At 57.3% G+C, this 15,656-nt stretch carries 16 protein-coding genes and 3 tRNA genes; 11 read left to right on the forward strand and 8 right to left on the reverse strand.

Features of this window, described 5'->3' with window-relative positions:
* Positions 1-38: 38 nt before the first annotated feature.
* From AB4O11_RS24560 to AB4O11_RS24580, 5 genes are all read left to right on the forward strand, one after another.
* Positions 39-269 carry a hypothetical protein gene (locus AB4O11_RS24560; protein ID WP_099759293.1) on the forward strand — a complete coding sequence of 77 codons (231 nt, stop codon included), beginning with the start codon at positions 39-41 and terminating at the stop codon, positions 267-269.
* 118 nt (positions 270-387) lie between these two features.
* Complete coding sequence (locus AB4O11_RS24565; protein ID WP_008082703.1) at positions 388-618, forward strand: hypothetical protein; 231 nt, start codon at positions 388-390, stop codon at positions 616-618.
* Between the two features lie 258 nt (positions 619-876).
* Positions 877-1,161, forward strand: coding sequence for a hypothetical protein (locus tag AB4O11_RS24570; RefSeq protein ID WP_093431037.1), 285 nt, complete (start codon positions 877-879; stop codon positions 1,159-1,161).
* A gap of 235 nt (positions 1,162-1,396) precedes the next feature.
* Positions 1,397-1,957, forward strand: a complete 561-nt coding sequence (locus AB4O11_RS24575; RefSeq protein ID WP_099759294.1) for a fasciclin domain-containing protein — start codon at positions 1,397-1,399, stop codon at positions 1,955-1,957.
* A gap of 324 nt (positions 1,958-2,281) precedes the next feature.
* Positions 2,282-2,443, forward strand: a complete 162-nt coding sequence (locus tag AB4O11_RS24580; protein ID WP_177413104.1) for a hypothetical protein — start codon at positions 2,282-2,284, stop codon at positions 2,441-2,443.
* Positions 2,444-2,866: 423 nt separating this feature from the next.
* Here AB4O11_RS24580 and AB4O11_RS24585 read toward each other — a convergent pair.
* From AB4O11_RS24585 to AB4O11_RS24615, 7 genes are all read right to left on the reverse strand, one after another.
* Positions 2,867-2,953 (reverse strand) — tRNA-Leu (locus AB4O11_RS24585).
* A gap of 196 nt (positions 2,954-3,149) precedes the next feature.
* Positions 3,150-3,223: transfer RNA gene (locus AB4O11_RS24590), tRNA-Cys, on the reverse strand.
* Between the two features lie 47 nt (positions 3,224-3,270).
* Positions 3,271-3,346 (reverse strand) — tRNA-Gly (locus tag AB4O11_RS24595).
* A 60-nt stretch (positions 3,347-3,406) separates the two neighbouring features.
* Complete coding sequence (gene pgsA, locus AB4O11_RS24600) at positions 3,407-3,967, reverse strand: CDP-diacylglycerol--glycerol-3-phosphate 3-phosphatidyltransferase (protein WP_007950102.1); 561 nt, start codon at positions 3,965-3,967, stop codon at positions 3,407-3,409.
* 32 nt (positions 3,968-3,999) lie between these two features.
* Positions 4,000-5,823 (reverse strand): excinuclease ABC subunit UvrC, encoded by a 1,824-nt coding sequence (gene uvrC, locus AB4O11_RS24605; RefSeq protein ID WP_093430986.1) that lies wholly within the window; start codon positions 5,821-5,823, stop codon positions 4,000-4,002.
* A gap of 2 nt (positions 5,824-5,825) precedes the next feature.
* A complete protein-coding gene (gacA, locus tag AB4O11_RS24610; RefSeq protein WP_016984198.1) occupies positions 5,826-6,467 on the reverse strand; it encodes a response regulator transcription factor GacA in 642 nt (213 codons plus the stop codon).
* Positions 6,468-6,594: 127 nt separating this feature from the next.
* Entirely contained in the window at positions 6,595-7,038 is a 444-nt protein-coding gene (locus AB4O11_RS24615) for a GNAT family N-acetyltransferase (RefSeq protein WP_093430983.1), read from the reverse strand.
* A gap of 733 nt (positions 7,039-7,771) precedes the next feature.
* Here AB4O11_RS24615 and AB4O11_RS24620 point away from each other — a divergent pair.
* The gene (locus AB4O11_RS24620) at positions 7,772-8,848 is read left to right on the forward strand and encodes a 3-deoxy-7-phosphoheptulonate synthase (RefSeq protein ID WP_099756426.1); all 1,077 of its coding nucleotides are present in this window, start codon (positions 7,772-7,774) and stop codon (positions 8,846-8,848) included.
* Between the two features lie 54 nt (positions 8,849-8,902).
* On the opposite strand, the gene AB4O11_RS24625 is transcribed toward AB4O11_RS24620, so the two are convergent.
* A complete protein-coding gene (locus AB4O11_RS24625; protein ID WP_460129007.1) occupies positions 8,903-9,982 on the reverse strand; it encodes a hypothetical protein in 1,080 nt (359 codons plus the stop codon).
* 335 nt (positions 9,983-10,317) lie between these two features.
* Between AB4O11_RS24625 and AB4O11_RS24630 the strand changes: the two genes are divergently transcribed.
* The 5 genes from AB4O11_RS24630 to AB4O11_RS24650 all read left to right on the forward strand — a co-directional run bounded on the left by AB4O11_RS24630 (position 10,318) and on the right by AB4O11_RS24650 (position 15,652).
* Complete coding sequence (locus AB4O11_RS24630) at positions 10,318-11,187, forward strand: lipase family alpha/beta hydrolase (RefSeq protein ID WP_320337176.1); 870 nt, start codon at positions 10,318-10,320, stop codon at positions 11,185-11,187.
* Positions 11,188-11,285: 98 nt separating this feature from the next.
* Entirely contained in the window at positions 11,286-11,567 is a 282-nt protein-coding gene (locus tag AB4O11_RS24635) for a peptidylprolyl isomerase (protein ID WP_007912303.1), read from the forward strand.
* 133 nt (positions 11,568-11,700) lie between these two features.
* A complete protein-coding gene (locus AB4O11_RS24640) occupies positions 11,701-13,569 on the forward strand; it encodes an extracellular solute-binding protein (protein ID WP_460129009.1) in 1,869 nt (622 codons plus the stop codon).
* Positions 13,569-14,630: a microcin C ABC transporter permease YejB gene (locus AB4O11_RS24645; RefSeq protein ID WP_460129011.1), complete on the forward strand. Its 1,062-nt coding sequence runs from the start codon at positions 13,569-13,571 to the stop codon at positions 14,628-14,630. The genes AB4O11_RS24640 and AB4O11_RS24645 overlap by 1 nt, the downstream gene beginning before the upstream one ends.
* Complete coding sequence (locus AB4O11_RS24650) at positions 14,630-15,652, forward strand: ABC transporter permease (protein WP_427119673.1); 1,023 nt, start codon at positions 14,630-14,632, stop codon at positions 15,650-15,652. The genes AB4O11_RS24645 and AB4O11_RS24650 overlap by 1 nt, the downstream gene beginning before the upstream one ends.
* Positions 15,653-15,656: the final 4 nt, after the last annotated feature.

The raw sequence follows: 15,656 nt of genomic DNA on the forward strand, positions 1-15,656 counted from the left end.
CTATAGTTGATCTGACACGAATCAGCTGCGGTGACGCCATGGAAGACATTTTCGTCGTGAAGCGTTGCAACAAGATCATTATTTACGGCCGACGTGCCGAAGACAGCCAGCATGATCCCGCGAAAGCCACTAGCTGGTTTCGCATCTGCGACACACGTACTGGCGGTTTCATCGGCGATGGCTACGACACGGAGGGTGAAGCAGGACGTGAATGCAGACGCCTCAACGCAGCGAGTTCCCCATCAGCGGCCCGCCAGTCTTCAGGCTGATGCCGATCAGAAGCGGGTCTATACTGAAACCAGCTGAAGGAGCAGCGCCCCACGGCAGAAGGCTCGCAACACGCGGGCTTTTTGCTGCAGCTCAGGTTTCATAGAACGGAGGTGTTCCATGTCCGAAAAAGAGTCCATCACCACCCTCCTCACCCTGCTCGACGCTCGACAAGCGCGCCTCGCCGCCGCTTGCAAAGAGATCGCCGACTGGGTCGATCACCAAGGTGGACACCCCACCGCCCTGCGCATTCGAGACCGGCTGAACGACATCGAGAAGGATGCTCCGCTGATTCGCAACACGCTGTCGGCGCTAAAGCCTGTCGATCGGCCACTGCCTCGGTTCAGATGACTTCGACCCGGCCAGGGTGTCAGGAATTTGCTCATTAGCGGTGACACAGGAGTCACCGCGCTTGTGTCTGCCCGTAATGTCTATTTTTCCAGTTTTTCACGTGACGACTGCATCTGCGCGACGACAGTGAAATCACTCCTTTGCAAAGTAACGCCCTCTCCCGCCCGCATGTGGGTGTTTTTTTGGCCAGCGCCCAAATGGCGAACGGTTGCCGTGCGTGAGTTGTCATAACTTATACATGTCGCAAAGGAGACAGTTATGGTTATCCATTTCAACGTCGACGGGCATCTGGCCTGCGGCCATAAAGGCAAACAACTGTCGGCAAGCCGCGAACTCAATCGCGTGAAGTGCCGCAGTTGCCGCAATACCGATGCCTACAAACAGGCGCGAAAGGATCAGCGCAACGCCACCCGCCGGATGGCCCGTCAGGCCAAAACCTCCCACGGTGCAACCAACTGGCGCGCAGAGTGGATCGAGCGCCTGACTGCAATGGCCGGTCTTCAGCGCTTGCCTCGCGGCTTTAGCGGGCAAGCATTCGTCTAGCAGTGCGTGTAAGCAAGGCACAAAAAAGGCCTGCATGAGGAAACTCATGCAGGCCTTTGCTATTCAGGGTGGCCGAACCGGTACGCCTTTATGAGCAGCCACTAGCACTAGTGGCAAAAGCCTGACACGGGCAGCACTCACAAAATCATTTCAACAACCGATGCATCCATTTTGATCGCTGGCTCGTAGATCCAATACCCTCACTCGGAGGGCACAAGAGCCAAGGAGATACATCATGCATGCCTTTTACAAAAAAATTGCTGCAGCAGCCTGCTTCGCCATTCTCTGCGTAACTGCAACGCTCAGCTTTGCCGCCGACTCGGTGATGGTCGGAGGCGCAGCAATGTACCCCACTAAAACCATCGTTGAGAACGCAGTCAACTCGAAGGATCACACGACACTTGTAGCGGCGGTCAAGGCTGCCGGGCTGGTTGATACGCTCAACAGCAAAGGTCCATTCACCGTCTTCGCTCCGACAAACGAAGCGTTTGCGAAGCTTCCGGCAGGCACCGTCGACACGCTGGTAAAGCCTGAACACAAAGCCGATCTGACCAAAATCCTGACCTACCATGTTGTGCCCGGCACTCACACATCCACACAAATAATGGCCGAGGCCAAAAAGAACGGCGGCACCGTTATGCTGAAAACCGTTCAAGGTGAGTCGCTGAGTATCAAGCTGTACGAAGGCAAGCTATGGGTGGTGGACGCCAAAGGTGGTAAGGCAAGTATCAGCATCGCAGACGTGATGCAGTCAAACGGCGTGATCCACGTTGTCGACTCTGTCTTGATGCCTTAAACGCGCCTGGTTCCCGGCGGACGCACAGTTTGCCGGGTGCTAATACCCGAACAGGCACTTCACAAGCGGGTTTAGCATTGAGCAAATGGTTTTGTCTGGCGGTTGCGCGGCGATACAGCGAATGTTTTACGAACCAAATTTCAAATAACCCAGCCAACTCGGGAGGGTCTTTTGGTTGCTCGCTGATCTCCAGATACCGCCTGACTGGTGAGCCTGGCTGTAGCACAACCGAGGCGCTGAAGGATGAATATACGTTCATCGATAACATGGTTCGATGCGTCTAGGCTGCGGGTTCCGACATAGTGACTACAGGAGTAACCCACCATGTTCTCGCACGAAAGCATCCCGCTTGTGTCCATCTTCATCATCATGCTCATCGGCGTGCTTGTGGCCTTCCTGCATCCGGTACACGCGTTCTTTAGCTGGCTTCGGAGACGAAGTGAAAAAACTTCGTCTCGTTCTCCGAAAGAAGCGGATTCGCGCTGAACTCTTCCCTAAAAGCCCGGCTACGTCCGGGCATCTTTTCGTAACGCCATGCAGCTTGCAGATATTAGCCGCTGGGCAATCGAGAGATTGGGATGAAACTGCGAGCTATGACAACCGCCTCGTATCAAACCGCTGGCACACCACCTGAATGCACTCCCCTCCGCGCCCAACGGCAACCAGCGGAACGGATGGCTTAAGGCTGAGTTTCAGAGGCAAGATTTGCGCGCCTAGGCAGGTACAGACAAGGCAGAGTCAAGCGTGAGATTTTGCAGGCGGGGAATCAACTTGAATGTACGACCGTGATAATGACCGAGCCATACATCAGGGATTGCAAGGGCAAACAGCAATGCCAACCAAATGATTGTGGACCAGAAACAAACAAGGGCTTGCATCAGCTTTCGCCCGCAAACCCTTGATTTAAGATGGTGCCCGAAGCCGGAATCGAACCGGCACGCCCTTACGAGCGGGGGATTTTAAGTCCCATGCGTCTACCAGTTTCGCCATTCGGGCGGTAGCGCGGTGCTGCTGTCTTCTGCTGCCCAGTCGCGATCCTGACAGGATCCAGCCTTGAACAACAGTGCGGGAAATATATACATCACTTCCCGGTGAAGCAAGTTTGCAATGAGCGTTTTTCAAGACTAAATCTTGCGGTACCTTGCAAATAAAAAAGCTCCGTAAATCATGGATCTACGGAGCTTGTTTATAGTGGAGGCCGAGGTCGGAATCGAACCGGCGTAGGTGGATTTGCAATCCACTGCATAACCATTTTGCTACTCGGCCTCAAAGTATCTGCTGTCAGTAGCACAACAACAAACACTGTACAAACTTGGAGCGGGAAACGAGACTCGAACTCGCGACCCCGACCTTGGCAAGGTCGTGCTCTACCAACTGAGCTATTCCCGCTTGGTGATGCGCATTCTATAGAATTAAGAAGCTCCGTCAACCCCTTGATTCAAAAAAGTTTTATTTCTTTTCAACATCAGTCTTCAGGTGCGGCCAGGCGGCGCGCAGGTACTGCACCATCGACCACAAGGTCAGGCCGGCAGAGACCATCAGCAAGGCATAACCCAAGATAACCCAGAAACTGAAGTCCTTCGGGTTGGCCAACAGAATGACCAGCGCAAGCATCTGCGCCGCGGTTTTCCACTTGCCCAGATTTGAAACGGCTACGTGGGCACGAGCACCAAGCTCGGCCATCCATTCACGCAATGCCGACACCACGATCTCGCGACCAATGATGACAGCAGCCGGCAGAGTGAGCCAGAGATTGCCGTGCTCTTGAACCAGCAGCACCAGTGCCACCGCAACCATGAGCTTGTCGGCTACCGGATCGAGAAACGCCCCGAACGGAGTGCTTTGCTCCAGACGGCGAGCCAGATAACCGTCCAGCCAATCCGTCGCTGCCGCAAAGGCAAACACCGAGGCGGAGGCCATGTAACTCCACTGATAAGGCAGATAGAACAGCAAAATGAAGATCGGAATGAGCAGGACGCGTAGAACGGTAATCAGATTAGGGATATTCATCGGCACAACTGGCTACGAGGTGAAGGGGCATTCTACTCGCTATGCAGGTTCGCATAAATCGACTCTGCGAGCTTTTTACTGATCCCCGGGGCTTTGGCGATCTCTTCGATGCTTGCACGAGTCAGCTCCTGCAATCCACCAAAATGTTTCAACAAGTCGCGACGTCGGGTCGGCCCAACGCCGGCAACGCCTTCCAGCGTTGACGTACGGCGGGTTTTGCCTCGGCGTGCGCGGTGTCCGGTAATCGCGAAGCGGTGCGCCTCATCGCGAATCTGTTGAATCAAGTGCAGCGCCGGCGAGTCGCCACGCAAGGTGAACTCATGCGCCGCATCATTCAGATACAACGTTTCGAAGCCCGCCTTGCGAGTAGCGCCTTTGGCAACACCGAGCAGAATCAGATCTGGTACGGCCAACTCGTTGAGAACATCGCGAGCCATCGACAGCTGGCCCTTGCCACCGTCCACCAGCAAGATGTCTGGCAACTTGCCCTCGCCTTCCTTGAGTTTGCTGAAGCGTCGCGTCAAGGCCTGATGCATGGCGGCATAGTCGTCACCCGCCGTGACCCCTTCGATGTTATAGCGCCGGTAGTCCGACTTGATCGCGCCTTCCGGGCCAAAGACCACACAGGAAGCAACCGTCGCCTCACCGCTGGAATGGCTGATGTCGTAGCATTCCAGGCGCTGCGGCGGTTCATCGAGATTCAACACTTCGGCCAAGGCTTCAAAGCGCGCGGCGGTGTGTTGGCGGTTGGCCAGGCGTGCGCCCAACGCCTGCTCGGCGTTGGTGACGGCCAGTTGCTGCCAGCGTGCCCGCGTACCGCGCACCCGGTGACTGATGGCAAGCTCGCGACCACGCAACTCATGGATCGCTTCGATCAACGTTGGAAAATCTTCATGCACCACGTTGACGATCAGTTCGCTCGGCAAATCGCGCTCAGGGCTGCTGATGAAATACTGGCCAAGAAACGCGGCCATGACTTCCGACACGTCCTCCTCGATGCCGACTTGCGGAAAGAAATTCTTGCTCCCCAACACGCGCCCGCCACGCACACTGATCAGGTGCACGCAGGCGCCACCCGGGTTGACGAATGCCGCGATGACATCGATGTCCCCTGTGCCGCCTTCCATGCTTTGTTGATCCTGAACCCTGCGCAGCAGCGCGATCTGGTCACGCAACTCGGCGGCTCGTTCGAACTCCAGGTTGATCGCCGCCTCCTCCATCGCCGTGGACAGCTCGTTGGTCAGCGCGTGACTGCGCCCCTCAAGAAACATGACCGAGTGGCGCACGTCTTCGGCATACACGTCAGGCTCGACCAGCCCCACGCAAGGCGCCTTGCAGCGCTTGATCTGATACTGCAGACATGGACGGGTACGGTTCTTGTAGTAGCTGTCTTCACACTGCCGAACGAAGAAGGTCTTTTGCAGCAGACTCAGGCTTTCACGTATGGCGCCGGCACTCGGATAGGGACCGAAGTACTTGCCCTTGGCCTTTTTGGCCCCGCGATGAATGCTCAGGCGCGGAAACTGGCCGTCGGACAGAAACACATAGGGATAGGATTTGTCGTCGCGCAGCAGGATATTGTACGGCGGTCGCCACTCCTTGATCAGCGTCTGCTCAAGCAGCAGCGCTTCGGTTTCGTTGGCGGTGATGGTCGTTTCGACCTGCGCAATGCGCCCCACCAACGCGGCAGTCTTCGGCGCCAGGCCGGTTTTGCGAAAGTAGCTGGCCAGGCGTTTTTTCAGGTTCTTGGCCTTGCCCACGTACAACAGGCGTGCATCGCTGTCGAACATGCGATAGACGCCTGGGCGCCCGCTGACTGTCGACAGAAACGCGCCGGAATCGAATGTTTCAGTCATGGTCAGAGGCTGGCATCAACCATGCCGTGACGAACCGCCAACAGGGTCAACTCGACATCGCTGCTGATCGAAAGCTTCTCGAAAATACGATAGCGGTAGGTGTTCACGGTTTTCGGCGACAGGCACAATTTGTCGGAAATGATCTGAACCTTCTGACAGCCGACAATCATCAAGGCGATCTGAATTTCGCGCTCGGACAAGGCATCGAAGGGAGAGTCGTTGGAGGGCTGGAAGGATTTGATCGCCAATTGCTGGGCAATCTGCGGACTGATATAGCGTTGGCCGGCAAATACCAGGCGAATCGCCTGGACCATTTCCGGCAAACCCGCGCCCTTGGTCAGATAACCCGCAGCACCGGCCTGCAACAAGCGTGTCGGGAAAGGATCCTCCTCACACACCGTGACCGCGACCACCTTGATATCCGGATGACTGCGCAACAGTTTGCGCGTGGCTTCCAGGCCGCCGATGCCAGGCATCTTGACGTCCATCAGCACCACATCGGGCTTCAACTCTCGGGCCTTGATCAGGGACTCTTCCCCGGATTCGGCCTGGCCAACCACCTGCAAGCCATCGATATCGGCCAGCATACGTGTAATGCCTGTACGAACGAGATCATGGTCATCGACCACTAGCACCCTAATCAAGCAGACACCTCGCGATATGGTCATATTGGGATGCCGGACACCTTAGCAAAAAGTGCCACGCAGACCTAGCGGAAAGCGTCATTTAAAAAGTTTCAATTCATCATTGAAGGCTTGCCGGCCGTGGGTTTCAGAGCACATGTGTACTTATATCAAGCTGCATTCGCAGAAAACACTCGTCCGCGCCCTGAACCTGTAGTCCTTTTCTCTCATACAAGTTTCTCGCCGGATTATTTTCAAATACGGTCAGGCGTAGAGCCGGGCGTCTTTCTTTGCGGACCATGTCGATAACCTGATCGATCGCCCAAGAACCAGCACCCTGCCCCTGATACGTTTCAGCAATTTGCAGTTCACGAATGTACAGCGCGCGCATATCCCGACTGAGACTGAGAAAGCCCACTGGCACATCACCCTTCACTATCAGCCAGTTTTGCCGCCCCAACCATGCCACGTCGAACGCTTCGTCCTGCCATAGCAGGTCATGGCGAATGTAGTAGCGCAGCATGTTCTGACAGGTAAGATCACGGGCAAACGCCAGATCTTCTGGAACCGCCAATCGTAAGTGGAATGTCATCAGGCTTGCACAACAGGAACAATTCGCCCCAGCCACGCACCCACGACGCGCTCGGCCTTGACCAACAGATCATCGGCAATGAGCAGAGACTGAGCAGCAGCAATGTTTTGTGTCGACACGGTTCATCCTTGGTCATCAAGCGAAGTGCAGAATGTCACAACTCCAGCGCGACGCTAGCAATAGATGTTTTGTTGATTACGCGATAGCAATTTCTGATTGCTGAGGCGTATCGCCCTCTAGTAAGCTCGGCCCATTCATTGGAGACAGACCATGTTCAACGCCCTCTCACAGCTTCGTACCGCCAGCGCCTTGCGCTCGGTTGCGGCTGCCCGGGTGAATGACGTTTGCGCTCCGGTCAGCTTTTATTTTGGGTATTGGTTTAGCCACTGGCGCGCCTGATACCCAAACGGCGCCCATAACAACGGGTCGCCTACCAGAGAATTCTCAACCCCCGGTCGGCCTCCCGACCGGGGGTTTTGTTTTTTCAGCCCCAACCTTTTAAGCAACACACCAGACACTTTGAGGATTCACGAAATGAACTACGCCACTTATTACCGTTACGACAGCTTTAACGCCTGGCGATTTACCAGCTTCCGCTCGGGACAGCCTGCCGCCTCCGATCGGTCACCTACAGGTGGCAAGCACACACACGTAGCCAATACGGCCAATTGTCGAACACCCCAGTAGGGCCGAGCGAGCGGGAGAACCCGCCGCCAGCCCAGGAAGACCGAATATGAACTCGTCCGTTTCTGCTCTGCCGCTGTCCACTCTGAATCCTGCCAACGAAGCATTGACTCTGCGTCTGCCCAGCTCGTTGCAACTCAAACAGCAATTGCCCCTGAGCAATGCCTTGAGTCAGCAAGTCACCGCCCACCGTCAGGCGGTTCGCGCCATTCTCAACGGTCAGGATCAGCGCCTGCTGGTCATCGTCGGGCCCTGCTCTATCCATGATCCGCAATCCGCACTCGAATACGCTGGCAAGCTCGCTCGACTGGCTGAGGAAGTCAGCGGCGAAATGCTGTTGGTGATGCGAGCCTATGTCGAAAAACCGCGCACCACGGTCGGCTGGAAAGGTCTGGCCTACGACCCGCATCTGGATGGCAGTGATGACATGGCTGGCGGCCTTACGCTTTCGCGTGAGCTGATGCTGGAAATGATCCGCCTCGGCCTGCCGGTGGCCACCGAGCTGCTGCAACCCATGGCTGCCGGTTACTTCGATGATCTGTTGAGCTGGGTGGCCATTGGCGCGCGTACCACTGAATCGCAGATCCATCGGGAGATGGCCAGCGGATTGGGCATGCCCGTCGGCTTCAAGAACGGCACCGACGGCGGTGCCGCCATTGCAGTTGACGCCATGCGTTCGGCAGCCCATCCGCACCGGCATTTCGGCGTCGATAGTCAGGGCCATCCAGCCATCATTCAAACGCCAGGCAACCCCGACACCCACCTGGTTCTGCGCGGCGGCCATAAAGGGCCGAACCATGATCGCGAGAGTGTGGCCAAAATCCATGCCGACCTGGATCGCCTGAAGATTCCGAGCCGGATCATGGTCGATTGCAGCCACGCCAACAGTGGCAAGGACCCGCTACGCCAGCCTGGCGTCTTCAACGAAGTGCTTGAGCAACGCCTGCAAGGTGACCGTTCTCTGATCGGCATGATGATCGAGTCTCACCTGTTCGAGGGCTGCCAGCCGCTGAGCGAATCCCTGCGTTACGGGGTTTCGATTACCGATGGCTGCCTCGGTTTCAGCGCAACGGAGCGTTTGCTGCTGGACGCATCTCAACGCCTCAGTACACAGACAAAAGGCTGATTATCCGGCCAGCCCCGCGGATTTATTGCAAACCGCAGGGCTGGTCACGCCGCGTTACCCCTCCACTCGCACCTGTGTGGCCGCAGACGTCTGACTGACATCGTCCAGACGTTCAACCGTGTAGGCCACCCGCACGGTCGTGCCATGGTGCTCACGCCAGAATCGGTGCGGCACAATGAAGATCAGCGGCTTCCCCGCCGTCTCCCGAGTGATTTCACGGTCATCCCGATGATTGAACAGTTCCCCGTCGCACTTGAGATAGACCAACTCGCCTTCCTGCGTCCGGGCATTACCGATCACGATGGTGACGCCATCGACGGAGTCCTCTTTCAACAGCACGCCGTCTTCAGCTTCAAGTACATCGGGAGCCTCAAGCTCTCCCCGCAGGAACGGGGTAACGAGAATTCTTGCCGCCTCGGACTCGCGAATGACTCCGCCCGCCTGCTCGACCTGATAGCGCACCACCACCTCGCCGCCGAGATGAGCAGCGATGTGCGCCCCTTCAACCCAGAATGACAGTACGTCTGCGACAGCAAAGGCTTCGACCTTCAAGCTGTCGCTGAACGTTGCGGACAATGCGTCAGCGCCCCACAGCAACGTGACTCGATCCCCCGCCGCCATTCGGGCATAAGGCTGGAGCACGATAAGCGTGCCGTCCGGCACCCGCGCCGGATCCAGCGCCCCTCCGATGGCCCCCTCGACAATCGGTGCAAGCAATTGTTGCCGGACATCACCCACGGACAAATGCACACGGGCAGACACCGCCGGTTCAGCCGAGCGCGCACTGAGCAGTTTCCAGTAGACCGCCAGCGAACCGCCATCCAGTGCAGCGATGTGCAGGCCTTTGATCACGAAAACGATGTCTTTGCCGACCTGGGCTTCGCTGATATAGCGAACCATTTCATGCTGATAAGCAAAGCCCTCTATGTCCAGACCGTCCCAACTCAAGAGCAACTGATCGCCGCAGCTCATGTTTGCATAAGGAGCAATACGGACAACGACCTTGCCCAGCGATGGATCAAGCACCGCCCCCTTCAGACTATCAACGATTGCCGCTGGCAGCAGTTCGTTCGAAACACAGGGGCTGACGGGGTGGCGCATCCGGTAGCAAAACTCGACTTCGTGCGTGTGCATTAGTGGCTCCATTCCTTGGAAAGAACGCCGCTTTCATGGGCGGCGTCGACAGCCAACATTGAACGCTATTGCGCACACTTTCGATGTCAGCCTCAGCCGCCGCGAACACCCGGCAAAGGCCTCCCACCGGGTAGGCAAACTACGCAAAAACGCCATCAACCGAGCGAAAGATGTCCTCAACTTCCGATTCGGATTTCATAAGTATCTGAAAATTCGTACAGCCACTAGTCCAGATTCAACGGCCAAGAGAAGCCCCTTCTTACTTCTTCAACGGGATGAGTGTTTTAGAGTGGCCTCCGGATTCCCCGATGAACTTCTGCGAAAAAGGTAAGAACATGCAACGGAATGCTTCAACTCGCTATCCCGTCCTGTTGGTACATGGCCTGTTCGGATTCGAGCGCATCGGTCACTTCGAGCTGTTCCATGACGTAAAGGACGCTCTGAAAACGGCCGGCAGCCGAGTGTTTGTTCCGCACCTTTCTGCCACCCATAAAAACGAAACCAGGGGTGAACAATTACTTGCACAGATTGATCGTGTCTTGCGAGGCACAGGTGCAGACAAAGTCAACCTCATAGGACACAGTCAGGGAGCACTGGCTGCTCGATACGCTGCGGCGCTCGCGCCACACGCCGTCGCTTCCGTAACCTCCGTCAGCGGCCCGAATCACGGTTCGGAACTGGCCGACTTTCTGCGTAAGGCCCTGATACCCGGGCGACTGCCGGAGGTCGTCGCCCAAAATATAGCGACGCTATTTGCCGATTTTCTATCGTTGCTCAGTGGCAGTGTCACCTTGCCGCAGAACGCACTGGCGGCGCTCAATGCACTGACGACCGAAGGCGTAGGCGAGTTCAACGACAAGTTTCCGCAGGGATTGCCCAGCACTTGGGGCGGACAAGGCCCGGAACAGGTCAACGGCGTACGCTATTACTCATGGAGCGGCGTCCTGCCGGCCAACAGCCCGTCGACACTCGATCCAACCCAAAGCATTTGCCACGCGTTATCGCAGTACTTCATGACCGAAACGCAGCAGAATGACGGCTTCGTTGGCCGCTTCAGTTCTCACTTGGGGCAAGTGATCCGCTCCGACTACCCGCTGGACCATCTGGGCAGCCTGCGCCGCACGGCCAGCACGGCAACCGCACTGCTCGACCCGATTGAGCTGTACGTCGAACATGCTGAACGTTTGCGAGCCGCGAATCTCTGATCAAGGCCACGGACAATCGAACGGAACTTTGCCGAGAATTCGCCCACTGAATCCGGTAGGCTCCACACTTTTACTGAAATAGATTGGAGAGTTTCCCCATGGCTAAAGCCACTGCCCGCCACATCCTGGTTTCCAGCGAAGACAAGTGCAACGAACTCAAGGCCCAGATCGAAGGTGGCGCTGATTTCGCCGAAGTTGCCAAGGCCAACTCCACCTGCCCATCGAGCCGTCAGGGCGGTGATCTGGGTTCGTTCGGTCCTGGCCAGATGGTCAAGGAATTCGACACCGTGGTCTTCAGCGCGCCAATCAACGTCGTGCAAGGTCCGGTAAAAACCCAGTTCGGTTATCACCTGCTGGAAGTCACCAGCCGTCAGGACTGATCCGTCGCCTGATTGCTTGCCAACGGCCCGCCTTCTGGTGGGCCGTTGTGTTTCAGTTACATATACGGCTGGCGACTGACGCGCCTGTAGCGTACAACTTGCGCTTATCGATTTCCCGGTTCCAAGGCTGACAATGCGACTGGTTTTCCCCACATTGATGCTCACCGCCCTCGCCCTGTTGACGGGCGCCACCGGCGCAAACGCTGCACCGCAACACGCGTTGACCGTTTATGGCGAACCTGCCAAGTATCCTGCCGGTTTCAGTCATTTCGACTACACCAACCTGCAAGCGCCAAAGGGCGGGACAATGCGTCGCTCGGCCATCGAGATCGGCCACTTCGACCATGTCCTTCCTTATATAGACAAAGGCATCGGCGTCACTCAGATCGATGGCTTGCTCTATTCGCCGCTAGCCCAGCGTTCGCTCGACGAGCCTTACACGGTCTACGGTCTGGTCGCGCAAAAGATGGAACGCTCGGACGATGGTCTGTCGCTGCGCTTCTACATCAATCCCAAGGCACGCTTCGCCGACGGCAAAGCGATCACCGCCGAAGACGTGCGTTACACCTACGATTTATTGATGACCCAGGGCAGCCTGCGTTATCGCACCCAGTTTGCCGACGTCAAAGGCGTCGAAGTCGAAGCGCCGCTAACCGTGCGCTTCGATTTCAAGAGTAATGAAAACCGCACCCTGCCACTGGACGTCGCGACCCTGCCGGTATTCCCCGAGCATTGGTGGAAGCGTCGCGATTTCGCCGGCGGCGGCGGTTATGAAGCCCCCTTGGGCAGCGGCCCGTATCGAGTCGGCAAGGTCGATTCGGGGCGCAGTATCACGTTTGAACGCAACGCCGACTGGTGGGGCAAGGATCTGCCGGTCAGTCGTGGCTTGTACAATTTCGATCATTTCAGCATCGAGTACTTCGGTGATACCGACGTCGCCCGCCAAGTGCTGCGCGGTGGCGCCTATGACTACAACCGCGAGTTTTCGGCCACTGGCTACTCGATCGGCTATGACAGCCCGGCACTGAGCGACGGACGCCTGCAAAAGGCGCATCTGGCCACCGAGGCGCCACAGTCAGCCCAGGGTTTTGTGTTCAACCTGCAGAAACCCATGTTCGCCGATCGCCGCGTACGCCAGGCCTTGGCCATGCTTTGGGATTTCGAGTGGAGCAACCGGCAGATGATGCGCGGTATGTATATCCGCCAGCAGAGCTACTTTTCCAACACACAACTGGCGGCAAGCGAACTGCCCGATGCGCAGGAACTGAAAATCCTCGAACCGCTGCGCGACCAGGTTCCCGAAGAGGTTTTCACTAAAGTCTTCGAGGCGCCGAAAACCGATGGCAGCGGTGTCATCCGTGACAAACAGTTGCAGGCCCTCGAACTGCTCGAACAGGCGGGCTGGAAACCGGATGGCGATCAGTTGGTGAACGCCCAGGGCGAACCACTGAGCTTCACCTTCCTGGTCAGCCAGAACGGCATGGATCGCTTGCTGCTGCCGTACAAGCGCACGCTGAAACAGATCGGCATCGATCTGAACATCCGCCGTATCGACTCCTCGCAATACGTCAATCGCCTGATGAGCCGCGACTACGACATGATCGTCACCGGCTACCCGGTCAGCACCTCGCCGGGGGGCGAATTGCTCAATTACTTCGCCTCCGCATCGGCCAACGACCCGGGCGCGAACAACTACATGGTGTTGAAAAATCCTGCCGTGGATACGTTGATCAACGGCCTGATCCGCGCCTCCACCCAGTCCGACATGCTGCATTACGCGCACGCCCTGGACCGGGTCCTGCAATGGAATTACTACTGGATTCCCAACTACTATCCACCGGGCACCTCGACCGTGTGGTGGAACCGTTTCGGCATTCCGTCGGTGCAAGCCAGCAATGACGAAGCCATCGAGAGCTGGTGGGAAATCAGCAGCACACCGCTGACCAATCAGCAGATGACCGCGGAAAAAATTGCCCGTGGCAGACCCGGAGGGCCGCACTGATGTGGGGTTACATACTGCGGCGCCTGCTGCTGATCATCCCGACGCTGGTGATCATCCTGCTGGTCAATTTCGTGATTATCCGGGCCGCGCCCGGCGGTCCGGTGGAACAGGCCATCGCTCACCTGCAAGGGATCGGCGGCGCCAGTGTCGGCGGCGGCGCCAGCGAAACCATGAGCGGTACTTCCCGCGCCAGTCGCGGCCTCGATCCGCAACTGATCAAGGACATCGAAAAACAGTACGGCTTCGACAAACCGGCCCATGAACGTTTGTGGCTGATGTTGAAGAACTACGCGCAACTGGATTTCGGCAAAAGCTTTTTCCGTGGCGCGACAGTCACCGACCTGATCCTGGAAAAAATGCCGGTGACCATTTCCCTCGGGCTATGGGCGACACTGATCACCTATCTGGTGTCGATCCCGCTGGGGATCCGCAAGGCCGTGCACCATGGCAGTCATTTCGATATCTGGAGCAGCACGGCGATCATCATCGGCTACGCGATGCCGGCGTTTCTGTTTGCGATGTTCCTGATCGTGGTGTTTGCCGGCGGCACGTCATTGAACTGGTTTCCGGTGCGTGGCCTGGTGTCGGACAACTTCGAATCGCTGTCGACCCTCGGCAAAATCGCTGACTACTTCTGGCACCTGGTGCTGCCGGTCACGGCGCTGGTGATCGGCGGTTTCGCCACGCTGACCATCCTGACCAAGAACTCGTTTCTCAATGAAATCACCCGCCAATATGTGGTGACCGCTCGCGCCAAAGGCCTGAGCGAGCGTCGCGTGCTGTACGGCCATGTGTTCCGCAACGCGATGCTGCTGGTGGTGTCCGGCATCCCGCAGGCGTTCATCAGTGTGTTCTTCGCCGGCTCCTTGCTGATCGAAGTGATCTTCTCCCTCGATGGTCTTGGGCGCATGAGCTACGAAGCAGCAGTTTCGCGAGACTATCCGGTGGTGTTTGGTTCGCTGTTCATCTTTACCCTCTTCGGCCTGCTGATAAAACTGGTGGGTGACCTGTGCTACACGCTGGTCGACCCGCGCATCGACTTCGCCGCGAGGAACGCCTGATGTTCGAGCTCTCCCCTCTAGGGCGTCGGCGCTTCGAGCGCTTCAAGAAAAACCGTCGTGGCTGGTGGTCGCTATGGCTGTTTATCGGCCTGTTTGTGGTGACACTGGGTGGTGAGTTGATCGCCAATGACAAGCCTCTGGTCGTCAGCTATCAGGACCAGTGGTACTTCCCGGTGTTCAAGCGCCACACCGAGCAGGAGTTCGGCGGACAACTGCCGTTCCAGGCCGATTACCGCAGCGACTATGTGCAGAACCTGATTCGCAAAGACGGTGGCTGGCTGCTGTTCCCGCCGATTCCGTTCAGCGATGACACGCCGAACTACGACCTCAACAAACCGGCGCCGAGCCCGCCGACGGCGGTCAACTGGCTGGGCACTGATGATCAGGCGCGAGACGTGCTCGCGCGGGTGATTTTCGGTGCTCGGGTGTCGATTCTGTTTGCCTTGATGCTGACCTTTGTCAGCGCTCTGATCGGCATCGCCGCCGGGGCATTGCAGGGCTACTACGGTGGCTGGGTCGATTTGCTCGGGCAGCGCTTGCTGGAAGTCTGGTCGGGGCTGCCGGTGTTGTACCTGTTGATCATCCTCTCCGGTTTCGTCGAGCCGAATTTCTGGTGGCTGCTGGGGATCATGGCGCTGTTCTCATGGCTGGCGCTGGTGGATGTGGTGCGCGCCGAGTTCCTGCGCGGACGTAATCTGGAGTACGTCAAAGCCGCCCGCGCGCTGGGCCTGAGCGATCGCAAGGTGATCTTCCGGCACATTCTGCCCAACGCCATGAATGCAACATTGAGCTACTTGCCGTTCATTCTGACCGGGGCGATTTCCACCCTCACCGCGCTGGATTTTCTCGGTTTCGGCATGCCCGCCGGCAGCGCCTCGCTGGGTGAGTTGATCGGTCAGGGCAAACAGAATCTGCAAGCACCTTGGCTCGGGTTGACGGCGTTTTTCACCCTGGCGCTGATTCTTTCTTTATTGGTGTTCATCGGCGAAGCGTTGCGTGACGCGTTCGACCCTCGATCCTGAAGCG

The sequence above is a fragment of the Pseudomonas sp. H1_D05 genome, from assembly GCF_054682705.1.